Raw genomic sequence first — 19,968 nt, forward strand, 5'->3', positions numbered from 1 at the left:
CGGTCAAGAGGCGCGGCGCGCGGCACGGAACCCGTCCAGAAGCGCGTCCGTCGGGTCCGCCACGGCGGGCGCAAGGCCCTGCGAGGCCAACGCCTCGGCATAGCGGCCGGACAGCCAGCCTTCGCCGATCACCGTGACCGGCTGGCCCAGCCACCAGGGCCGCGCGGCCGCCAGTTCGGCCCCGATCAGCAGGCCCGCCATGCGCGCATGGGCTGCGGGCGGGGTGATCGTCCCGGCCGCCAGCCGGGCGCGGACCGTTGACAGGTCCGCCGCCAGTCCCGCCGGACGGGACAGCGCGTCCCGAACTGCCTCGTCAAATCCCGCGCTTTCCCCCTCGGCCGACGTGGAAAGCGCCGACAGCAGCTCGCCCGTCAGGAAGCTGCGGAAGCTGACGATCTCGCCCGCGCTGAGATGCGCCCAGACTGTCTGCTGGCCCGGCAGGCACAGCACGCCGTCGAAATCGGGATGGCGGAACAGATGTCCGCCGATGCGGGTTGCCTGCGCGCCGATCAGATCCGCCGGGCGATCCTGCACCAGGCCGGGAAGCCGGCGCAGGATGATGCGCCCATCCAGGGCCAGCGCGGGCAGGGGCGGAGGCGGCGGGCAGGGCACCCGCGCGGGCGCGGTTTCCGGCCAGCCTGCGGCGATCACGTCGATGGCGGCCCCCGGTGCCAGCATCGTCCGCAGCGCGGCCGCCGGATCGCCGTTGTCAGGCGCGGCGTTCGCCGGGCCTTCGGCATCGCCCCGGAACAGCCACAACCGCAACTCGCCCGGCGTCCGCTCCACCGCCGCCCATTCGGCCCGATCCATCGCCGCCCTCCCCGTCATGTCCCGCAAGATGGCCGCCCCGCGCCGCCCTGTCCAGAGACGGCGCTTGAAGCGGGGCGGCTTCACGCGTAACCAGCCTTCATGCGGATACTCTTTCTTGGCGATGTGATGGGCCGCGCCGGACGGCGGGCCATAACCGAGCGGCTGGCGCCGCTCCGCGCGCGGCTCAAGGCGGACCTGGTGGTCGTGAACGCCGAAAACGCCAGCGGCGGGCGCGGCTGCACGGCGGGGCACGCGCAACTGCTGCTGGGGGCCGGCGCCGACTGCCTGACGCTGGGCGACCATGCCTTCGACCAGAAGGACATGCTGGCCTTCATCGAGCGCGAGCCGCGCATCGTCCGCCCCCTGAACTTCGCCAAGGAGGCGCCGGGCCGGGGCAGCGCCGTGATCAGCGACGCGCGCGGGCGCAAGCTGCTGGTGACGCAGGCGCTTGGGCAGGTGTTCATGTCGCGGCCCTATGACGATCCGTTTTCGGCCCTCGACGCCGTGCTGCGCGCCCATCCGCCGGGCGGCATGATGCAGGCCGCCCTTGTCGATTTCCATGCCGAGGCCACCAGCGAGAAGATGGCGGCCGGGCATTTCTGCGACGGCCGCGCCGCCGCCGTGCTGGGCACCCATACCCATGTGCCCACGGCGGATGCGCAGATCCTGCCGCGCGGGACCGCCTATCAGTCGGATGCCGGGATGTGCGGCGACTACGACAGCGTGATCGGCATGGACAAGACCGAACCCCTGCGCCGCTTCATCACCGGAATGGCCCGCGACCGCTTCACCCCGGCCGAGGGAGAGGCCACCCTGTCCGGCGTCCTGGTCGTGACCGACGACCGCAGCGGCCTTGCCACCGGCGTCGAACCCGTGCGCGACGGCGGGCGGTTGGCGCAAACCCATCCTGCGTAGAACGATCCCGCTTTCGCTTGCGGCGGCAGGGAAAACAATTCTATCACCGCGACGATTTGCCGGTGACCCGTCCCGCTCGACAGAGGCTTCATGCTTGGATTTGAATTGACCGGAACGAACGCGGCGGTTGCGATGCTGGTCATTGTCGCGATCACCTTTGTCCAGTTCATCCGGGAAAAGCAGCCGCCCGAGGTCGTGGCCATCGGATCGGCCGCCGCCATGCTGGTCCTGGGGCTGCTGCCGGCCGAGGATGCGGCGGGCGTCCTGTCGAACAGCGCCCCCTGGACCATCGCCTTCATGTTCCTGATCATGGGCGGATTGCTGCGCACCGGCGCGCTTGAGATGATGTCGCGCATCGTGACCGCGCGCGCCGTGACCAACCCGGCCTTCACCATCTGCGCGCTGTTCGCCTTTGTGATCGTGGCTTCGGCCGTGATGAACAACACGCCGGTTGTCGCGGTGATGATCCCCATCTGCATCCAGCTTGCCAACCGGATGAAGCTGGCGCCGTCCAAGCTTTTGATCCCGCTAAGCTATTTCACGATCCTGGGCGGCATGATGACGCTGATCGGCACATCAACGAACCTGCTGGTGGACGGGGTGGCGCGCGAGCAGGGCATGGAGCCCTTCACCATCTTCGAGATCGCGCCCGTGGGGATCGCGATCACCCTGGCGGGGGTCGCCTATTTCACGCTGTTGGGAAAGCACCTGCTGCCCGACCGGACCTCGCTTGCGGGCTTTTTGGGGTCCAAGCGCGGCATGAAGTATTTCACGGAACTGGCGATCCCCGAGGATTCGAGCCTTGTCGGCCAGAAGGCGGTCGAGGTCGGCCTGTTCCGGCGCGAGGCCGTGCGCCTGATCGACGTTCTGCGCGGCGATGCGTCCCTGCGGCGCAACCTGGCCGAGGTCGTGCTGGAGCCCGGCGACCGGGTGGTTCTGCGGTCCGAGATGGCCGACCTGCTGGAATTTCTAGGCAACAAGAACCTCCAGGTCGTGGACAAGCTGAGTTCCGTCGCGACCGAGACGGTCGAGGTGCTGATCTCGCCCGGCGCGCAACTGATCGGGCGGCGGTTGGGCGACATGCGCCTACGCCGCCGCTATGGCATCTATGTGCTGGCGGCGCATCGGCGCGACCAGAACCTGGGCCGCCAGCTGGACGATCTGGTCGTGCGCGTGGGCGACACGCTGCTGCTGGAAGGCGCGCCCGAGGACATCGCGCGCCTTGCCGCCGACATGGGGCTGGTCGATGTCTCGCGCCCGTCGGTCCGGGCCTACCGACGGGAACGCGCGCCCATCGCCATCGTCTGCCTGCTGGCCGTGGTGACGCTGGCGGCGCTGGATGTCGCGCCGATCATGGTGCTGTCCTTTCTGGCGGCGGCGGTGATCCTGCTGACGCGCTGCATCGACGCCGAGGAAGCCTTTTCGTTCATCGACGCCCGCCTGATGGCGATGATCTTTGCCATGCTGGCCGTGGGCGAGGCGCTGGAACATACCGGCACCGTCCGGCTGATCGTGGATTTTGTGTCGCCCACGCTGCGCGATCTGCCGCCCTTCGCCACGCTGATCGCCATCTACTTCCTGGGCTTGGTGATGACCGAGATCCTGTCGAACAATGCGGTCGCCGTGCTGCTGACGCCGATCGCCATCGCCTTGGCGCAGTCGCTGGGCCACGATCCCCGCGCCTACGTGGTGGCGGTGATGTTCTCGGCCACGGTGGCCTTTGCCACGCCCATCGGATACCAGACCCACATGATGGTCTATGGCCCCGGCGGCTACAAGTTCAGCGACTTTGTGCGGGTGGGCGTACCACTGGACATCCTGTGCGGGATCGTCGCCTGTCTGGTCATCCCCTTGTTCTGGCCCCTGTGACGCCCCTCCTCCTGTGAGGCCTTTGCAATGCTGCCATGCAGCATTGGCTGTTGCTCCGGCCGGGTTTCGGCCTGACATTGCCAGGCAAGGGAGGAAACGGCCTTGTGTCGCAAAGGAGTTTCCAGATGGCCAACACGATCACATTCGACAAACCCCGCCTGTCCGTTCTGGGCAGGCTTGCCGCGCCGTTCGTCGCTGCCGGCAAGGTCTTTGCCCTGATCGCCGAGGCAAGCCCCAGGGTCCGGGAGCTTGAGCGCCTGAACGGCCTCAGCGATGCCGAACTGGCCCGCCGCGGCCTGACCCGCGACGGTGAAATCCGCCGGATCCTGGGCGTCGCCGCCATGATCTGAGCCGCCGGTCCGATCCTGCCGCAAGGCGCCCGTCCATGGGGACAGGGCGCCTTTCTTATGCGCGGCCCGGCTTGCGATGCGCCGCCGGGCTGGACTAAAAGCGCCTCCATCCGCTTACGAATTGCGAAGGACGACCGACCATGGCAGGCCATTCCAAATGGGCCAATATCCAGCATCGCAAGGGCCGTCAGGACGCGGCCCGCTCGAAGCTGTTTTCCAAGCTGGCAAAGGAAATCACCGTCGCCGCCAAGATGGGCGATCCCGACCCCGACAAGAACCCGCGCCTGCGCCTTGCGGTCAAGGAAGCCAAGTCCAATTCATGCCCCAAGGACGTGATCGACCGGGCCATCAAGAAGGCGGTCGGCGGCGATGCCGAGAATTATGAGGAAATCCGCTACGAAGGTTACGGCCCGAACGGCATCGCCCTGGTGGTCGAGGCGATGACGGACAACCGCAACCGCACCGCGTCCAACGTGCGCAGCTATTTCACCAAGGCGGGCGGCGACCTGGGCCAGACCGGCTCGGTCAGCTTCATGTTCGACCGCGTGGGCGAGATCATGTATCCGCTGTCCGCAGGCGACGCCGACACCGTGATGCTTGCCGCGATCGAAGCCGGAGCCGACGATGTCGAAACCGACGAGGAAGGCCACTGGATCTACTGCGCCGACACCGCGCTGAACGAGGTCTCCACCGCGCTGGAGGCCGCCTTGGGCGAATCCGAGACCGCGAAGCTGATCTGGAAGCCGCAGGCCCCGACCGAGATCACCGACGTGGAAACGGCGCAGAAGCTGATGAAGCTGATCGACACGCTGGAGGACGACGACGACGTGCAGAACGTCACCGGCAATTTCGACCTGTCCGAGGAGGTGGCCGCCCAGCTGTAAGCTGGCCGGTTCCCGTCGGGGACGGTGGCGGGGGGCCAGCCCCCCGGTCCCTGCGGGACTCCCCCCGGGATATTTGGACAAAGGTGAAGGGCCGTCAGGGCAGGAGGGCTGCCTTGGCGGCCTTTTTGATGGCCTCGGTCAAGGGGGCGAGGGCCGGGGCGGCGATGCGGCTGAACTGCCAGCAAAGCGGCACGTCCAGCGGCAGGTCCGGCGCAAGGTCGATCAGGCTGCCTTTGTCCAAATCGTCCCGGATCATCAGTTCGGGGTTCATGCCCCAGCCGATGCCAAGCCGCGAGGCCGCGGCAAAGCCGTGGGCCGAGGGGATGCGGTGCATCGGCAGAACGACGCGGCTGCCGGTCAGCGCCTGGACCCAGCGGGTTTGCAGCGTGTCCTTGGCGTTGAAGCAGAGCGAGGGGGCCAGCGACAAGGCCTCGGCCGTCACGCCCCTTGCGAAGTGGCGGGCCGCGAAGGCGGGGCTTGCCACCGCCCGATAGCGCAGCGTGCCAAGCCGCAGGCTGTCGCAGCCGGTCACGGGACGGCTGTCGCTGGTCAGCGCCGCCGCCACCATGCCGCCTTTCAGCCAGTCCAGCGCATGGTCCTGATCGTCGATGGTCAGGTCCAGAAGCCCCGGCGCGGCGGCCAGCGCGGGCATCGCCCAGCTTGCCAGGCTGTCGGCATTGACGGCCAGGCGCAGCACCGGACGGTCCTGCGGCAACGCCAGAGCGGATTCCAGCAGCCGCACCTGATCCAGATGCGCGGCAAGCCGCAGGCCTTGTTCCGTCGCGGCGACGGGCGGACCCCGGTCGATCAGCACCGTGCCCATCCGGTTCTCGAGAGAGCGGAGCCGTTGCGAGACTGCCGACGGGGTGACATGCAGGACCGCCGCCGCGGCTTCAAAGGAACCGTGCCGGATGATCTCGGCCAAGGCGGCGACAGCGGGATAGTCCAGCATCAGTTCGGCTTCATCCGGGTAAGCGCGATTCATTTTACCTCATCCGCACCGCATGCGAAAGCGCGGACCGGGAGGTGCTTGCCATGATGTCCTATGCCGCCGGTCTTGGAACCGGATTGTCCCTGATCGTCGCCATCGGCGCGCAGAATGCCTTTGTTCTGAAGCAAGGGCTGATGCGCCGCCATGTCTTCTGGGTCTGCCTGTTCTGCGCGCTGTCCGACGCGCTGTTGATCCTGCTGGGCGTCAACGGCATTGCCCGGATCGGATCGGCGGCGCCGGGGCTGCTTTCGGGAATGAAATGGGCTGGGGCCGCCTTTCTGATCTGGTATGGCGCGCGGTCTTTTCGGGCGGCCTGGCGAGGCGGGGGCGCGTTGCGGCCCGAGGGCGGCGCCGCCAGCCTGCCCAGAACGCTTGCGGTGATCGCGGCGCTGACCTGGCTCAACCCGCATGTGTGGCTGGATACGGTGGTGCTGGTCGGCGCGATCTCGGCCCAGTGGCCGCGGCCGGGGGCCTTCGGGCTTGGCGCGGTGACCGGATCGTTCCTGTTCTTCTTTGCGCTTGGCTATGGCGCGCGGCTGCTTGCGCCGGTCTTTGCCCGTCCGCGCGCGTGGCAGGTGCTGGAGGTGCTGATCGGCGTGGTGATGTGGGCCATCGCCGCCGCCCTTGTCGCGGAATGAGGCTTGCGCCGCCCCGGCAAAGCGGTCCAACTGCACGCCATGCACATCGACGGGCAGACGCGCCGTGACCTTGCGGGAATAGGCTGGATGCTGGCGACGGGGCTATGCTTCGTCGCCGTCAACGGCATCGTCCGCTGGCTGGGGGGTGCTTTGCCCGCGCCGCAATCGGCCTTTATCCGCTTTGTCTTCGGACTGGCATTCCTGGGGCCGCTGCTGCTTCCGGCGCTGCGGGCGGGCTTTTCCCCCCGCATCTGGCGGCTGCTGACGCTGCGCGGGGCGCTGCATGTGCTGGCGGTGATCGCATGGTTCTATGCCATGTCGCGCATCCCCGTGGCCGAAGTGACGGCCATCGGCTTTCTGAACCCCATCGTCGTGACGGTCGGCGCCGCGCTGTTCATGGGCGAAAGGCTGGCGCTGCGGCGCGTCGCGGCGGTCGGGGTGGCGCTGATGGGGGCGCTGGTCGTGCTGCGGCCCGGACTGCGCGAGCTGGATCCGGGGCATCTGTCGCAGATCGCGGCCTCGCTGGCCTTCGGGTCGTCCTATCTGGTCGCCAAGCGGATCACCGAACAGGTGCCCGCCGCCATCGTCGTTGCGATGATGTCGCTGACCGTCTCGGTCGGTCTGGCGCCGCTGGCCTGGGCGGTCTGGGTGCCGCCCACATGGCCGCAGATCGGCTGGCTGGGGCTGGTCGCGGTCTTTGCCACGGCGGGCCATTACACCATGACGCGGGCCTTTGCAGCCGCGCCGCTGACGGTCACGCAGCCCGTGACCTTTCTGCAACTGATCTGGGCCAGCCTGCTGGGCGTCTTCGTCTTCCACGAGCCGCTGGACGAATGGGTGATCCTGGGCGGCGCGATGATGATCGGCGCCATCACCTATATCACCTGGCGCGAGGCGCGGCTGCGGACCGCCGCGCCCGCTGCCGCCGCCGAATAGAAAGCCCCGCCGCGACGGGCGCGGCGGGGCAATGTTGCCGTCGGCAGGTCACATCCCGGAATACAGCGGGAAGCGCGCGCAAAGCTGGGCGACCTCGGCCTTCACCTTGGCCTCGACTTCGGCGTTGCCGTTCTCGCCATGGGCGGCAAGGCCGTCGACGACCTCGACGATCCAGCGGGCGATCTGGCGGAACTCCTCCTCGCCGAAGCCGCGGGTGGTTCCCGCGGGCGCGCCCAAGCGGATGCCCGAGGTGACAAAGGGCTTTTCCGGGTCGAACGGCACGCCGTTCTTGTTGCAGGTGATGTGGGCGCGGCCCAGGGCGGCCTCGGTCGCCTTGCCGGTCACGCCTTTCGGGCGCAGGTCGGCCAGGCAAAGGTGGTTGTCGGTGCCGCCCGACACGATGTCGATGCCGCCCTTCATCAGCTCGTCCGCCATCGCCTGGGCGTTCTTGACGACCTGCGCGGCATAGGCCTTGAACGAGGGTTGCAGCGCCTCGCCGAAGGCCACCGCCTTGGCGGCGATCACGTGCATCAGCGGGCCGCCTTGCAGTCCGGGGAACACCGCCGAATTGATCTTCTTGGCGATGTCGGCGTCGTTGGTCAGCACCATGCCGCCGCGCGGGCCGCGCAGCGACTTGTGCGTCGTTGTTGTCACGACATGCGCATGGGGCAGGGGCGAGGGGTGGACGCCGCCCGCGACCAGGCCCGCGATATGGGCCATGTCCACCATCAGATAGGCGCCCACCTCGTCCGCGATCTTGCGGAAGGCCGCCCAGTCCCAAACCCGGCTATAGGCCGTGCCGCCCGCGACGATCAGCTTGGGCTTGCTTTCCAGGGCCTTCTGGCGGACTTCCTCCATGTCCAGCAGCTGGTCCTGCTGGCGCACGCCATAGCTGACCACGTTGAACCACTTGCCCGACATGTTCACCGGCGAGCCGTGGGTCAGGTGCCCGCCCGAATTCAGGTCCAGCCCCATGAAGGTGTCGCCCGGTTGCAGCAGCGCCAGGAACACCGCCTGGTTCATCTGCGACCCGCTGTTCGGCTGGACATTGGCGAAGTCGCAGTCGAACAGCTTCTTCGCCCGCTCGATCGCCAGGGTTTCCACGACATCGACATACTGGCAGCCGCCGTAATAGCGTTTGCCCGGATAGCCCTCGGCATATTTGTTGGTCAGGACCGAGCCCTGCGCTTCCAGCACCGCCTTGGACACGATGTTCTCGGACGCGATCAGTTCGATCTCGTCGCGCTGGCGGCCGAGTTCCTGGGTGATGGCCTTGGCGATCTCGGGGTCGCTGTTTTGCAGCGCTTCGGTGAAGAATCCCGTTTCGCGGGTGGGGGCGTTCATGGGTCTCGCGTCCTTATCATAGGGCCAAGGGGCGGCGGTTTGGCGTTCTCATACCCCAGGGTTGACGGTGCGGAAAGGCACAAATGCGGCAGAAACCCGGGACAGGTGCGACTTCCGCGCGGATGCGGCGGGGCTTGCAATGCCCGATGGGCCGTCGGATGCTGCCCGCGCCAAGGGCAGGGGCCATCATGACGACAAGGATCCACTTCACCGCCAGCGAATCCGAAACGGCGCAACAGGCGCTGACCCTGCTGTCGGACCGCTATGGCGCGGTGGATCTGGATTGCTGCGACGTGGTGGTCGCGCTTGGCGGCGACGGCTTCATGTTGCAGACGCTGCACGCGCTGACCGACCGCGACCTGCCGGTTTACGGCATGAACCGGGGCACGGTGGGATTTCTGATGAACGGCTATGCCGAGAGCGGTCTGCCCGAGCGCCTGTCCGCCGCCGAGGAGACGGTGATCAATCCCTTGCGGATGCGCGCGATCCGGGCCGACGGGTCGGTGCATGAGGCGCTGGCCATCAACGAGGTCAGCTTTTTGCGCGAAGGCCCCCAGGCGGCCAAGCTGCGCATCCATGTGGACGGCAAGATGCGCATGGCGGAACTGGTCTGCGACGGCGCGCTGATCGCCACGCCCGCAGGCTCGACGGCTTATAACTATTCCGCGCATGGCCCTATTCTGCCGATCAATTCCGAGGTTTTGGCCCTGACCGCCATTGCCCCCTTCAGGCCCCGCCGCTGGCGCGGGGCGCTGCTGCCCAAAGGGGCCGAGGTCGAGGTCGAGGTGCTGACCCCCGAGCGCCGTCCGGTCATGGCCGACGCGGATTCGCGTTCGGTGCGCCATGTGGTGCGGGTGGGCATCCGCAGCGCGCAGGACGTGCGCCACCGGCTGCTGTTCGACCGCGGCCATGGGCTTGAGGAACGGCTGCTGCGCGAGCAGTTCGTCTGATCCGGGCTGGAAGCGTTGCGCGATTTCTGCTTGAAGGTCGCCGATCAGCACAGGACCGGCCCGCCATGACCCTGCATATCGACCTGCAAGCCATTGTCGCCAACTGGAAGGCGCTTGCCGCCAAGGCGCCCGGCTCCCGCGCCTCCGCCGTGGTCAAGGCCGACGCCTATGGCCTGGGCGCGGCCCGGGTGGCGCCTGCGCTGTATCAGGCGGGCGCGCGCGATTTCTTCGTGGCCCTGGCTTCCGAGGGCCGCGCCCTGCGGCCGCATCTGCCGGACGACGCCCGCATCAACGTGCTGTCGGGGCATATGGAGGGCGCGGATCTGACCGGTCTGGTGCCCGTCCTGAACAGCCCCGAACAGTTCTTCCGCGACCGCGCCATGCGCCCCGGCAAGCCATTCGCGATCCAGCTGGACACCGGCATGAACCGCCTGGGCCTGGAACCCCGCGAATGGTCCGCCATCCGCGCCGAGGCCCTGGCCGCCAAGCCCGACTTCATCATGTCCCATCTGGCCTGCGCGGACGAGCCCGATCATCCCGCCAATGCCGCGCAGCTGGCCGCTTTCCGCGCCATGACCGAAGCCTGCAACGTGCCGCGTTCGCTGTCGGCGACGGGGGGGATCCTGCTGGGGGCCGATTACCACTTCGACCTGATCCGCCCCGGCATCGGCCTTTACGGCGCGTTGCCCTTTGCCGATGCCAAGCCGGTGCTGCGCCTGTCCCTGCCGGTCATCCAGACCCGCACGGTCCAGCCGGGCGAGTTCGTGGGCTACAGCGCGACCTGGACGGCGGACGCCCCGCGCCGCATCGCCACGGTCGCTGCGGGCTATGCCGACGGGATCCTGCGCTCGATCTCCTCCACGGGCGTCAGCCTTTACGCAGGGGGTGTCGCCTGTCCCGTCGTGGGCCGCGTGTCCATGGACCTGATCACCGCGGATGTGACGGACCTGCCCGACGTCCCGGGAGAGCTGGACCTGATCTGCCCCGAACAGCCGGTGGACCGGCTGGCGGACCACGCGGGCACCATCGGATACGAGATCCTGACCTCGCTGGGCCACCGCTACGAACGGATCTATCGGTGAACGCAGTCCGCCTGATCGGCCGCGCCGCGCTGTTCCTGACGCGCGGCATCGGCGCCGTGGCGCTGTTCACCGCGCGCGGGCTGTTCGGGCTGCGGCCCTTCTACGGGCGGGCCTTCGGGGCGCAACTGGTCCAGATCGGCTGGCTGTCGCTGCCCGTGGTGGGCCTGACCGCGCTGTTCACCGGCGCGGCGCTGGCCTTGCAGATCCATTCCGGCGGCGCGCGATTCCAGGCCAGCGACGTGGTGCCCGCCATTGTCGCGATCGGCATGGTCCGCGAACTTGGTCCGGTGCTGGGCGGGCTGATGGTCGCCGCGCGCGTGGCAAGCTCCATCGCGGCCGAGATCGGCACCATGAAGGTGACCGAACAGATCGACGCGCTTGTCACGCTGTCCACCGACCCGATGCGCTGGCTGGTCACGCCGCGCCTTTGGGCGGCGATGCTGACCGTGCCCCTGCTGGTCGGCGTGGGCGACATTATCGGCATCGCGGGAGGCTGGCTGGTCGGCACGCAGTCGCTGGGGTTCAACTCGGTGGCCTATCTGGCGAACACGTCCGCCTATCTGGAACGGTGGGACGTGGTGTCGGGCCTGCTGAAGGGCGCGGTCTTCGGGCTGATCGTCGCGGTCTGCGGCTGCTGGTTCGGCATCCGCTCGGGCCGGGGCGCGGCAGGGGTGGGGCGGGCCACCAAATCCGCCGTGGTCGCCGCCGCCGTGGCGATCCTGGCCGCGAACTTCGCGCTGACGGGGCTGTTTTTCGAATGATCCAGGTCCGGGGGCTGCACAAATCCTTTGCCGGCAAGCCGGTGCTGGCGGGCCTCGATCTGGCCGTAGGGCAGGGCGAAAGCCTTTGCGTCATCGGCCAGTCGGGCACCGGCAAGTCGGTGCTGCTGAAATGCATCCTGGGCCTGACCGCGCCCGAGGCGGGCCAAATCCTGTGGCGGGGGCGACCGCTGGACGCGGCCGCCCGCCCGGCCTTTCTGTCGCGCTTCGGGATGCTGTTCCAGGGGGCCGCGCTGTTCGACAGCCTGACCGTGTGGCAGAACGTGGCCTTTCGCCTGCGCCAGCGGATGCCCGATGCGCAGGCCCGCGCCATCGCTGTGGAAAAGCTGGCCCGCGTGGGTCTGGGGCCGGAAACAGCCGACCTGATGCCCGCCGAACTGTCGGGCGGCATGGCCAAGCGCGCGGGACTGGCCCGCGCCATCGCGGACGACCCGGAGGTGATCTTCTTCGACGAACCGACCACCGGCCTGGACCCGATCAGGGCGCGGCGGATCAACGGCCTGATCCGGGGCATCGTCACCGAAACCGGGGCCACGGCCGTCACCATCACCCATGACATGGATTCGGTCCGCGCCATCGGCGACCGGGTGGCGCTGTTGCAGGACGGGCGCATCGTCTGGGACGGGCCGGTTTCGCGGATGGATCACGCCGCGCCCTTGGCGGGGTTTCTCGGCAACACCCCGTCATGATGACCTTGCGCGAATCCCCTTGCGGGGCCACCATTAAAGAAGACGCCTTTGCAGGAGAAAGATTTGGGCCTTACGCCTACGCCCCCCGTTGCGACCCCTTCGGCTGAAACCCTGCTGGAATTTCCCGACAACCGGCTGCTGATCGACCTGTGCGGCGCCAATGACCGGCACCTCGCCCGGATCGAGGAGGCGCTTGGCGTCCATATCCTGCGACGCGGCAACCAGCTGGCCGTTGTCGGCGGCCCCGAAGCGCAGGCCGAGGCCGCGCTGCTGCTGCGCGGCCTTTACGCGCGGCTGGAACAGGGCCGGCCGGTTTCGCTGGCCGAGGTCGAGGCCGCGCTGCGCATGGGCGTGGATGACACCGTTCCCACGACACCCGCCGAACAGATGGAGATGTTCGCGGCGGGCGATTACGAACTCCGCACCCGCAAGAAATCGGTCGAACCCCGCACCGACGCGCAAAAGGCCTATGTCCGGTCGCTGTTCCAGAACGAACTGGCCTTCGGCATCGGTCCGGCGGGCACCGGCAAGACCTATCTGGCCGTGGCGGTCGGCGTGACCATGCTGATCGGCGGGCATGTGGACAAGATCATCCTGTCGCGTCCGGCGGTCGAGGCCGGGGAACGGCTGGGCTTCCTTCCCGGCGACATGAAGGAAAAGGTCGATCCCTACATGCAGCCGCTGTATGACGCGCTGAACGATTTCCTTCCCGCCAAGCAGATGCAGAAGCTGATGGAGGAAAAGCGGATCGAGATCGCGCCGCTCGCCTTCATGCGCGGCCGCACGCTGTCCAATGCTTTTGTCGTCCTGGACGAGGCGCAGAACGCCACCACCATGCAGATGAAGATGTTCCTGACCCGTCTGGGCGAAGGATCGCGCATGGTCGTGACCGGCGACCGCACCCAGATCGACCTGCCGCGCGGGATGCTGTCGGGCCTGGTGGATGCGGAACGCATCCTGGATGGGGTCAAGGGGATCAGCTTCAGCTACTTCACCGCCAAGGATGTCGTGCGCCACCCGCTTGTCGCGCGCATCATCACGGCGTATGACGCCGAGGATGCCGCCGCCCTGGCGCGTGGCGAATCAGAGGAACCGCGCGGGCAATACGTCCCCCGCCGGGCGATGCGAGGCGATGCCTGACGACATATCCACCGATTGCGTCATCGAGGATGACCGATGGGAAAGCCTGGGGCTTGAGGCCCTGGCCGACCGCGCCGTCAAGGCCGCGCTGTCCTGGCACGGCATCGGCGGCGAGGTCGTGGTCATGGGCTGCGACGACGCCCGGATCGCGGCCCTGAACGCCGATTTCCGTGGCAAGCCACGCGCCACGAACGTGCTGTCCTGGCCCTCGGTCGAGCATGTGCCGCACGAACCCGGCGCCACGCCCTTCCTGCCGGACGAGGAGGAACTGGGCGACATCGCCATTGCCTTCGACACCTGCCTGGCCGAAGCGCAGGCGCAGGGCAAGCCGGTCGCCGATCACGTCACGCATCTGCTGGTCCATGCCACCCTGCATCTGCTGGGCTATGACCACATGAACGACGCCGACGGCGAAACCATGGAGGCCGCAGAGCGTTCGATCCTGGCGGGCCTGAACATCCCCGATCCTTATCAAGAGAAGGTCTGATGAGCTCCGAGTCTCGATTACCCGCCGGGCCCCTGGGCGCCGATGCCGCCTCCGAGGCGGACGGTGTCGGAGGGGAAGGGCGGGATCTTCCCAGTTCGCGCGGTTTCCTGGGGCGCTTCTTCGATGCCCTGAAAGGCGCCGAGGACGACGCGGAGGACAGCGAAAGACCTGCCGCTGTCGCGCCCGGCATGGTCAACCTGCGGCGGATGCGCGTGGACGACGTGGCCGTTCCCAAGGCCGAGATGGTCGCCGCCCCCGAAACCAGCAGCCTGGACGATCTGGTCGCGCTGTTCCGCGAACACGGCTTTTCCCGCCTGCCGGTCTATGACGAGACGCTGGACAGTCCCCTGGGCATGATCCACCTCAAGGATCTGGCGCTGAAGCACGGGTTCGGGCAGGGCGGCGACTTCAACCTGCGCCCGATGTTGCGTCCGCTGCTGTATGTGCCGCCGTCGATGCCGATCGGGGTGCTGTTGCAGCAGATGCAGCAGAAACGCATTCACATGGCTTTGGTGATCGACGAGTACGGCGGCGTGGACGGCCTTGTCACCATCGAGGATCTGATCGAGCAGGTCATCGGCGAGATCGAGGACGAGCACGACGATGCCGAGGGCAGCCTGTGGATCCTGGAAAAGCCCGGCCAGTGGCTGATCCAGGCCCGCGCCCCCCTGTCCGAGGTGGAAGCCGAGACGGGGCTGTCCCTGGCGGATGCCGAACTGGACGAGGACATCGACACGCTGGGCGGACTGATCTTCGTGCTTGCGGGCCATCTGCCCGCGCAGGGCGAGGTGATCCCCCACGCCTCGGGCGCCGAGTTCGAGGTGGTCGATGCCGATCCGCGCCGCATCAAGCGCGTGCGCCTGCGCCTTGCGGGCGCGGCGGCAAAGATTCAACCGATGCATATCCCCCGGGCGCTGCCCAACGGAAAGGCCTAGGCTTCCGCAGCGCCCTTGAACAGCGACAGCACCGCCGACAGGAAGGCGGCGCGGTGATCGGGGGTGCACATCAGGATCTCGTGCCGGACATCGGGGATCTCCAGCAGCCTGGCGCCGGGCCACCGGGCCAGGCGTTCGCGGATGGCCGCTGGCGAGACGACCTTTTCCTGCCCCCCCAGGCTGGCCAGCGCCGGAAGAACCGGCGATTTCAGCCGCGACAGGCGCAGGCATTCGTTCAACGCCTTGCCCACCCAGTCGAAACTGGCCCCGCCCAGCGTCAGGTCGGGCCAGGCCGCCGCTTCCCGGACCATGCGGCACCATTCGTCGGGATCGGCCGTCAGCAGGTTGGCGCTGAAGCTTTCGTCCAGGACATAGGTGCCCAAGGCCCCGCCGCTGCCCGGCGCGGGCCGCGCGCCCCGGCCCAATCGCCCCGCCAGATAGGCGATGCCCACGGCCACGCCATGCGGCATCTGCCGCAGGTTGATCCCCCACATCGGCGCCGAAAAGGCCGCCGACGCGACCGGCAGCCCCCGATGCAGCGCCGCAAGTCCGATGCAGCCGCCCATCGAATGGGCCAGCAGATGCCAGGGACGCGGCAGGTCCATGGCTGTCGCCGTTCTGACCACCTCGGCCACGTCGCGTCCGTAATCGGAAAACTGTCCGACATGGCCAAGCCGCGCATCGGGCAGCAGGCGGTCCGACAGGCCCTGGCCGCGCCAGTCCACCGCCAGCACATGGTATCCCCCGGCGTTCAGCGACTGCGCGACACCGGCGTATTTCTCGACATATTCGGTGCGGCCGGGGAACAGCAGCACGCCGCCCCGGCTGTCCGCACCGGCGGCCCAATGCGCCAGCCGCAGCCTTTTCCCGTCATCGGCCCGGACCCAGAATGCCTGCGCCGGGCGGGACATATCGCCCGGCAGTTGCCGAAAAGGGGCCTGCTGCGCCTGCACAACGATCAGGACAGCGCCTGACCCAGCTGCATGGCCACGCCCATGGATCCGTCGATCTTCAGCTTGCCCATCATGAACGCGGTGGCGGGGTTGACGGTGCCGTTCAGGATGCCCTCGAAGGTGTCGCGGCTGGCGAACAGGGTCACCTCGGCCTCCTCGTCGCCGGCACGAACGCCATTCTCGTCGATCATGATCGCGCCCTCATCCTCGATCACGAACTTGGCGGTCGAGCCGAAGCTGCCGATCTTTTCGTTCAGCTTCTCGACGGCGGCGTTCACAACATTGCTCATTTCAGGTCTTCCCCTTCCGATGGGACTGGCGCCCGGTGGCCGGGCTGATTAAGATCCAACATATGCGTCTGGTCCGCCACATTATCCATAATGTCGTCGCGGCAATCCGCCACCGAATAGTTACGTTTTTCTTTATTCTACCGGTTATGGTCATGGCGACCGGGGCGGGTGCGCAGGACAGCCCCGACATGGACGCGCTGTTCCGTCGCCTGGCCGAGCCCGAGGGCGAGGCCTGGCGCATCGCCGAATCGGACATCCTGCGCGAATGGTCGAAGTCGGGCTCCGCCGCGATGGACCTGCTGCTGCAACGGGGCGAGGAGGCGCTGGACGGGGGCGATGCGGCCGCGGCCATCGGCCATCTGACCGCGCTGACCGATCATGCGCCCGATTTTGCCACGGGCTTCTACACCCGCGCCGCCGCCTATGCGACGGCCGGCCAGTTCGGCCCGGCCTTTCAGGATCTGGCGCGCGCGCTGCAACTGGAACCCCGCCATTTTCCCTCTCTGACGCAGCTGGGCGTCATGCTGGAGGAAACGGGCGACACCGAACGCGCGCTTGCCGCCTATCGCCGAAGCCTGACCATCCATCCCAACCAGCAAGAGGCGATCGACGGCATCGCCCGTCTGGAACGGCAGCAAGACGGCACCGATATCTAGGCCCATGACAATTTATGAACGCGGCCGGGTGACGGCCATCCTTGGCCCGACGAACACCGGGAAAACGCATTACGCGATCGAGCGCATGCTGGCGCACCGCACCGGCGTGATCGGCCTGCCGCTGCGCCTTCTGGCCCGAGAGGTTTACGACCGGATCGTCAGGGCGCGCGGCCCCTCGGTGGTGGCCCTTGTCACCGGCGAGGAGCGGATCGTCCCCGACCGGGTGCAATACTGGGTCGCCACGACCGAGGCCATGCCCGACATCGCCGCCGACTTTGTGGCCGTCGACGAAATCCAGCTGTGCGCCGATCCCGAACGCGGCCATGTCTTCACCGACCGGCTGCTGAAGATGCGGGGTCTGCACGAAACGCTGTTCCTGGGCAGCGACACGATGCGCCCGGCCATCGCCCACCTGATCCCCGGCGTGCAGTTCCAACGCCGCGAGCGGTTGTCGCAGCTGTCCTGGTCGGGATCGAAGAAGCTGTCGCGGATGCCCGCGCGGTCGGCCATCGTGGGCTTTTCGGTCGACGACGTTTATGCCATGGCCGAGCTGATCCGGCGGCAGAAGGGCGGCTGCGCGGTGGTCATGGGCGCGCTGTCGCCGCGCACCCGAAACGCCCAGGTCGCCATGTATCAGGCGGGCGAGGTCGATTACCTGGTCGCCACCGACGCCATCGGCATGGGCCTGAACCTCGACATCCGGCACGTGGCCTTTTCCGCGACCCACAAGTTCGACGGCCGCCGCGTCCGCCCCTTGTTCCCGCACGAGATGGGCCAGATCGCGGGCCGGGCGGGGCGGCACACCGAATCCGGCACCTTTGGCGTAACCGGCGAGGCCGAGATCCTGGACGAGGGCCTGATCGACGCCATCGAGAATCACCGCTTCGGCCCCATCCAGCGGCTGACCTGGCGCAATTCGGACTTGCAGTTCGGCACGATGGACCGGCTGATCGAAAGCCTGGAAGCGCCTTCGGGCCATGCGCTTCTGGGCCGGGGCCGGGACGCCGACGACGTGCAGGCGCTGAAAACGCTGCGCGACATTCCCGAAATCCGCGACCGCGTGCGCGGCGGGCAGGATGTCAGGCTGCTGTGGGATGTCTGCCGGGTGCCGGATTTCCGCGGCATCTCGCCCGCCGAGCATACAGGCCTGCTGGCGCGAATCTTCGGCTTTCTGCAAGATGGGGCGATCCCCTCGGACTGGCTGGGCAATGCCATCAAGCGCATCGACCGGACGCATGGCGACATCGACGCGGTCTCGAAACGGCTGGCCTATATCCGCACCTGGACCTATGTCGCCCAACGATCTGGCTGGGTTCAGGACGAAAGCCATTGGCGCGGCGAGACGCGCGCGGTAGAAGACCGCTTGTCGGACGCCCTGCACGCGGCGCTGACCCAACGATTTGTGGACCGGCGCACGGCGGTGCTGCTGCGCCGGCTCAAGCAGAAGGAGAGCCTTGTGGCCGAAGTGAACGACAAGGGCGAAGTGACGGTCGAGGGCGAGTTCGCCGGCCGCCTGGAAGGCTTCCGTTTCCGTCCCGACCAGACCGGATCGGCGGACGAGGCCCGGATGCTGAATCGCGCCAGCTACGAGGCGCTGCGCCCCGAGTTCCATCTGCGCGCCGACCGCTTCTACAACGCGCCCGATACCGAGCTTGACTACACCGAGCAGGGCGGCCTGATGTGGGGCACCGCTGCCGTGGGCAAGCTGGTGCGCGGATCCGATGCGCTGCATCCCGGCGTCGAGGTCTTCGTGGACGAGGAAGCCGGCCCCGAGATCGCCGAAAAGGTCAAGCGTCGGCTCCAGCACTTCATCGACCGCAAGGTCGCGGCCCTGTTCGAACCCTTGCTGGCCCTGCAAAAGGACGAGGCGCTGACGGGCCTTGCCCGCGGCTTCGCCTTCCGCCTGGTCGAGGCGCTTGGCGTGCTGCCGCGCGAGGGCATCGCGAACGAGGTCAAGGAACTGGACCAGGACGCGCGCGGCGCGCTGCGCAAGCATGGCGTCCGCTTCGGCCAGTTCACGATCTTCATGCCCGCGCTGCTGAAGCCCGCGCCGACCCGGCTGCGGCTGGTTCTGTGGTCGCTGGCCGAAGGCCTGGACACCTTTCCCGAAAGCCCGCCCCCCGGCCTGGTCACGATCCCGCATATCGCCGATGTCCCGGAACAGCATTACACGCTGTCGGGCTATCGCCCCGCGGGCGAACGGGCGATCCGCATCGACATGCTGGAACGGCTGGCCGACCTTTTGCGCACCCAGGACACGCGCGGCGGCTTCGAGGCCAACCCCGACATGCTGTCGATCACCGGCATGACGCTGGAACAGTTCTCGCGCCTGATGGAGGGCCTGGGCTATGCCGCCGAGAAGGGCGAGCGGGCCAAGGTCAAGGCACTCGAGACGCCGGCCGCGGTTCCGGCGCCCGAGGGCGAGGGGTCGGACGCGCCGATGACCGAGGAGGAAAGCGTCCTTGCCGCCGAAACCCGCGCCCGCTGGGAAGCCGAGCAGGCCGAGAAGCGCCGCGCCGAGGCCGAGGCCGCAGGCGAGCCGGTCGAGGAAGCCGCGCCCGAGATGGAGGTGTTCTATACCTTCCGCTGGGCGCCCAAGCCGCGTCCGCACCGCCGCCCGCAAGGCGATGGGCATGGGCAGAACCGGCGCGGCGGCGGCCCGCGCCGCGACGCCGCCCAGGACGCGCCGCGCGAAGCCCGGGGCGAACGCCCCGACCGCGGCGAACGTCCTGACCGCCCGGAAGGCGGCCGTTCCAATCGCGAACGCCGCGAAAAGCAGGAAGGCCGGGATCGCGGCGACGGCGGCAAGCCGCGCGGCAAGGACAACTTCAAAAAGGGCGGCAAGCCGCAGCACAACAAGCCCGCCACCTTCTCGTCCCGCCCCGAGAAGAAGGCCGACCCCGACAGCCCCTTTGCGATCCTCGCGGCCTTGAAGGACAAGAAGTGACCCAAGTTCCGGACGCGCTGCGTCTGGACAAGTGGCTGTTCTTCGCGCGGGTCTTCAAGTCCCGCGCGGTCGCCGTCGAGCGGATCGAAGCGGGGGGCGTGCGGGTGAACGACCAGGCCTGCAACAAGCCCGGCAAGCTGGTCAGGCCCGGCGACCGGATCACCGTGTCCGCCTTTGGCCAGGTCCGGGCGCTGGAAGTCACCGCGCTCGGCCAGCGCCGCGGCCCCGCCATCGAGGCCCAGGGCCTGTATCACGACCTCGGATCCGGCGGCTGAACGCGCCGGATTGCCGTTCAGGCTGCGGGCAACCGTTCCGAACGGCTG

21 protein-coding genes are annotated in these 19,968 nt (G+C 68.1%); 16 read left to right on the plus strand and 5 right to left on the minus strand.

What is annotated here, in order from left to right:
• Nucleotides 1–3 precede the first annotated feature (3 nt).
• Entirely contained in the window at nucleotides 4–828 is an 825-nt protein-coding gene (locus ACFOM8_RS00775; RefSeq protein ID WP_377758397.1) for a 2-dehydro-3-deoxygalactonokinase, read from the minus strand.
• An 81-nt stretch (nucleotides 829–909) separates the two neighbouring features.
• Between ACFOM8_RS00775 and ACFOM8_RS00780 the strand changes: the two genes are divergently transcribed.
• The 4 genes from ACFOM8_RS00780 to ACFOM8_RS00795 all read left to right on the plus strand — a co-directional run bounded on the left by ACFOM8_RS00780 (nucleotide 910) and on the right by ACFOM8_RS00795 (nucleotide 4,828).
• A complete protein-coding gene (locus ACFOM8_RS00780) occupies nucleotides 910–1,725 on the plus strand; it encodes a TIGR00282 family metallophosphoesterase (protein ID WP_377758399.1) in 816 nt (271 codons plus the stop codon).
• 90 nt (nucleotides 1,726–1,815) lie between these two features.
• Nucleotides 1,816–3,594 carry an SLC13 family permease gene (locus ACFOM8_RS00785; protein WP_377758400.1) on the plus strand — a complete coding sequence of 593 codons (1,779 nt, stop codon included), beginning with the start codon at nucleotides 1,816–1,818 and terminating at the stop codon, nucleotides 3,592–3,594.
• Between the two features lie 125 nt (nucleotides 3,595–3,719).
• Nucleotides 3,720–3,944, plus strand: a complete 225-nt coding sequence (locus tag ACFOM8_RS00790; protein WP_377758402.1) for a hypothetical protein — start codon at nucleotides 3,720–3,722, stop codon at nucleotides 3,942–3,944.
• A 140-nt stretch (nucleotides 3,945–4,084) separates the two neighbouring features.
• Nucleotides 4,085–4,828 carry a YebC/PmpR family DNA-binding transcriptional regulator gene (locus ACFOM8_RS00795; protein WP_377758404.1) on the plus strand — a complete coding sequence of 248 codons (744 nt, stop codon included), beginning with the start codon at nucleotides 4,085–4,087 and terminating at the stop codon, nucleotides 4,826–4,828.
• 94 nt (nucleotides 4,829–4,922) lie between these two features.
• On the opposite strand, the gene ACFOM8_RS00800 is transcribed toward ACFOM8_RS00795, so the two are convergent.
• Entirely contained in the window at nucleotides 4,923–5,813 is an 891-nt protein-coding gene (locus ACFOM8_RS00800) for a LysR family transcriptional regulator ArgP (RefSeq protein ID WP_377758406.1), read from the minus strand.
• A gap of 50 nt (nucleotides 5,814–5,863) precedes the next feature.
• Between ACFOM8_RS00800 and ACFOM8_RS00805 the strand changes: the two genes are divergently transcribed.
• Both ACFOM8_RS00805 and ACFOM8_RS00810 read left to right on the plus strand, forming a co-directional pair.
• Nucleotides 5,864–6,457, plus strand: coding sequence for a LysE/ArgO family amino acid transporter (locus ACFOM8_RS00805; RefSeq protein WP_377758408.1), 594 nt, complete (start codon nucleotides 5,864–5,866; stop codon nucleotides 6,455–6,457).
• A 39-nt stretch (nucleotides 6,458–6,496) separates the two neighbouring features.
• Nucleotides 6,497–7,393: a DMT family transporter gene (locus ACFOM8_RS00810; RefSeq protein ID WP_377758409.1), complete on the plus strand. Its 897-nt coding sequence runs from the start codon at nucleotides 6,497–6,499 to the stop codon at nucleotides 7,391–7,393.
• 48 nt (nucleotides 7,394–7,441) lie between these two features.
• Here ACFOM8_RS00810 and glyA read toward each other — a convergent pair whose 3' ends face one another.
• On the minus strand, nucleotides 7,442–8,737 hold the full coding sequence (gene glyA / locus ACFOM8_RS00815) for a serine hydroxymethyltransferase (protein ID WP_377758410.1): 1,296 nt from the start codon (nucleotides 8,735–8,737) through the stop codon (nucleotides 7,442–7,444).
• Between the two features lie 158 nt (nucleotides 8,738–8,895).
• On the opposite strand from glyA, the gene ACFOM8_RS00820 reads away from it, so the two are divergent.
• From ACFOM8_RS00820 to ACFOM8_RS00850, 7 genes are all read left to right on the plus strand, one after another.
• Nucleotides 8,896–9,687, plus strand: a complete 792-nt coding sequence (locus ACFOM8_RS00820; RefSeq protein WP_377758412.1) for an NAD kinase — start codon at nucleotides 8,896–8,898, stop codon at nucleotides 9,685–9,687.
• Nucleotides 9,688–9,752: 65 nt separating this feature from the next.
• Nucleotides 9,753–10,769, plus strand: coding sequence for an alanine racemase (alr, locus tag ACFOM8_RS00825; protein WP_377758414.1), 1,017 nt, complete (start codon nucleotides 9,753–9,755; stop codon nucleotides 10,767–10,769).
• Nucleotides 10,766–11,530: an MlaE family ABC transporter permease gene (locus ACFOM8_RS00830; RefSeq protein ID WP_377758416.1), complete on the plus strand. Its 765-nt coding sequence runs from the start codon at nucleotides 10,766–10,768 to the stop codon at nucleotides 11,528–11,530. Before alr ends, ACFOM8_RS00830 begins: the two co-directional genes overlap by 4 nt.
• Nucleotides 11,527–12,237, plus strand: a complete 711-nt coding sequence (locus ACFOM8_RS00835) for an ABC transporter ATP-binding protein (protein ID WP_377758418.1) — start codon at nucleotides 11,527–11,529, stop codon at nucleotides 12,235–12,237. Before ACFOM8_RS00830 ends, ACFOM8_RS00835 begins: the two co-directional genes overlap by 4 nt.
• Before the next feature lie 63 nt (nucleotides 12,238–12,300).
• Nucleotides 12,301–13,377, plus strand: a complete 1,077-nt coding sequence (locus ACFOM8_RS00840) for a PhoH family protein (RefSeq protein ID WP_377758420.1) — start codon at nucleotides 12,301–12,303, stop codon at nucleotides 13,375–13,377.
• Complete coding sequence (gene ybeY / locus ACFOM8_RS00845) at nucleotides 13,370–13,864, plus strand: rRNA maturation RNase YbeY (RefSeq protein WP_377758422.1); 495 nt, start codon at nucleotides 13,370–13,372, stop codon at nucleotides 13,862–13,864. The genes ACFOM8_RS00840 and ybeY overlap by 8 nt, the downstream gene beginning before the upstream one ends.
• Nucleotides 13,864–14,799 (plus strand): hemolysin family protein, encoded by a 936-nt coding sequence (locus tag ACFOM8_RS00850; RefSeq protein WP_377758424.1) that lies wholly within the window; start codon nucleotides 13,864–13,866, stop codon nucleotides 14,797–14,799. Before ybeY ends, ACFOM8_RS00850 begins: the two co-directional genes overlap by 1 nt.
• Here the strand turns inward: ACFOM8_RS00850 and ACFOM8_RS00855 are convergent.
• Both ACFOM8_RS00855 and ACFOM8_RS00860 read right to left on the minus strand, forming a co-directional pair.
• On the minus strand, nucleotides 14,796–15,710 hold the full coding sequence (locus ACFOM8_RS00855) for an alpha/beta fold hydrolase (protein WP_377758426.1): 915 nt from the start codon (nucleotides 15,708–15,710) through the stop codon (nucleotides 14,796–14,798). The two genes, ACFOM8_RS00850 and ACFOM8_RS00855, sit on opposite strands and share 4 nt — an antisense overlap.
• A 47-nt stretch (nucleotides 15,711–15,757) precedes the next feature.
• Nucleotides 15,758–16,042 (minus strand): SCP2 sterol-binding domain-containing protein, encoded by a 285-nt coding sequence (locus ACFOM8_RS00860; RefSeq protein ID WP_347139669.1) that lies wholly within the window; start codon nucleotides 16,040–16,042, stop codon nucleotides 15,758–15,760.
• Between the two features lie 152 nt (nucleotides 16,043–16,194).
• Here ACFOM8_RS00860 and ACFOM8_RS00865 point away from each other — a divergent pair, with 152 nt between their 5' ends.
• From ACFOM8_RS00865 to ACFOM8_RS00875, 3 genes are read left to right on the plus strand one after another with little or no spacing between them, the layout of a single operon-like run.
• The gene (locus ACFOM8_RS00865; protein WP_377758428.1) at nucleotides 16,195–16,698 is read left to right on the plus strand and encodes a hypothetical protein; all 504 of its coding nucleotides are present in this window, start codon (nucleotides 16,195–16,197) and stop codon (nucleotides 16,696–16,698) included.
• Between the two features lie 4 nt (nucleotides 16,699–16,702).
• Nucleotides 16,703–19,645, plus strand: a complete 2,943-nt coding sequence (locus tag ACFOM8_RS00870) for a helicase-related protein (RefSeq protein ID WP_377758430.1) — start codon at nucleotides 16,703–16,705, stop codon at nucleotides 19,643–19,645.
• Entirely contained in the window at nucleotides 19,642–19,920 is a 279-nt protein-coding gene (locus ACFOM8_RS00875; protein WP_377758432.1) for an RNA-binding S4 domain-containing protein, read from the plus strand. The genes ACFOM8_RS00870 and ACFOM8_RS00875 overlap by 4 nt, the downstream gene beginning before the upstream one ends.
• Nucleotides 19,921–19,968: the final 48 nt, after the last annotated feature.

This window comes from Paracoccus angustae, from assembly GCF_042648745.1.
In the GTDB taxonomy this organism is placed as follows: Bacteria; Pseudomonadota; Alphaproteobacteria; order Rhodobacterales; family Rhodobacteraceae; genus Paracoccus; species Paracoccus angustae.

Bases quoted from the DNA above. Each gene is read 5' to 3' on its own strand.
- ACFOM8_RS00775 (WP_377758397.1), bottom strand. From the start codon at position 828: ATGACGGGGAGGGCGGCGATGGATCGGGCCGAATGGGCGGCGGTGGAG.
- ACFOM8_RS00780 (WP_377758399.1), top strand. From the start codon at position 910: ATGCGGATACTCTTTCTTGGCGATGTGATGGGCCGCGCCGGACGGCGG.
- glyA (WP_377758410.1), bottom strand. From the start codon at position 8,737: ATGAACGCCCCCACCCGCGAAACGGGATTCTTCACCGAAGCGCTGCAA.
- ACFOM8_RS00790 (WP_377758402.1), top strand. From the start codon at position 3,720: ATGGCCAACACGATCACATTCGACAAACCCCGCCTGTCCGTTCTGGGC.
- ACFOM8_RS00820 (WP_377758412.1), top strand. From the start codon at position 8,896: ATGCTGCCCGCGCCAAGGGCAGGGGCCATCATGACGACAAGGATCCAC.
- ACFOM8_RS00785 (WP_377758400.1), top strand. From the start codon at position 1,816: ATGCTTGGATTTGAATTGACCGGAACGAACGCGGCGGTTGCGATGCTG.
- ACFOM8_RS00865 (WP_377758428.1), top strand. From the start codon at position 16,195: ATGGCGACCGGGGCGGGTGCGCAGGACAGCCCCGACATGGACGCGCTG.
- ACFOM8_RS00860 (WP_347139669.1), bottom strand. From the start codon at position 16,042: ATGAGCAATGTTGTGAACGCCGCCGTCGAGAAGCTGAACGAAAAGATC.
- alr (WP_377758414.1), top strand. From the start codon at position 9,753: ATGACCCTGCATATCGACCTGCAAGCCATTGTCGCCAACTGGAAGGCG.
- ACFOM8_RS00850 (WP_377758424.1), top strand. From the start codon at position 13,864: ATGAGCTCCGAGTCTCGATTACCCGCCGGGCCCCTGGGCGCCGATGCC.
- ACFOM8_RS00805 (WP_377758408.1), top strand. From the start codon at position 5,864: ATGATGTCCTATGCCGCCGGTCTTGGAACCGGATTGTCCCTGATCGTC.
- ACFOM8_RS00855 (WP_377758426.1), bottom strand. From the start codon at position 15,710: ATGTCCCGCCCGGCGCAGGCATTCTGGGTCCGGGCCGATGACGGGAAA.
- ACFOM8_RS00835 (WP_377758418.1), top strand. From the start codon at position 11,527: ATGATCCAGGTCCGGGGGCTGCACAAATCCTTTGCCGGCAAGCCGGTG.
- ACFOM8_RS00870 (WP_377758430.1), top strand. From the start codon at position 16,703: ATGACAATTTATGAACGCGGCCGGGTGACGGCCATCCTTGGCCCGACG.
- ACFOM8_RS00795 (WP_377758404.1), top strand. From the start codon at position 4,085: ATGGCAGGCCATTCCAAATGGGCCAATATCCAGCATCGCAAGGGCCGT.
- ACFOM8_RS00810 (WP_377758409.1), top strand. From the start codon at position 6,497: ATGCACATCGACGGGCAGACGCGCCGTGACCTTGCGGGAATAGGCTGG.
- ybeY (WP_377758422.1), top strand. From the start codon at position 13,370: ATGCCTGACGACATATCCACCGATTGCGTCATCGAGGATGACCGATGG.
- ACFOM8_RS00800 (WP_377758406.1), bottom strand. From the start codon at position 5,813: ATGAATCGCGCTTACCCGGATGAAGCCGAACTGATGCTGGACTATCCC.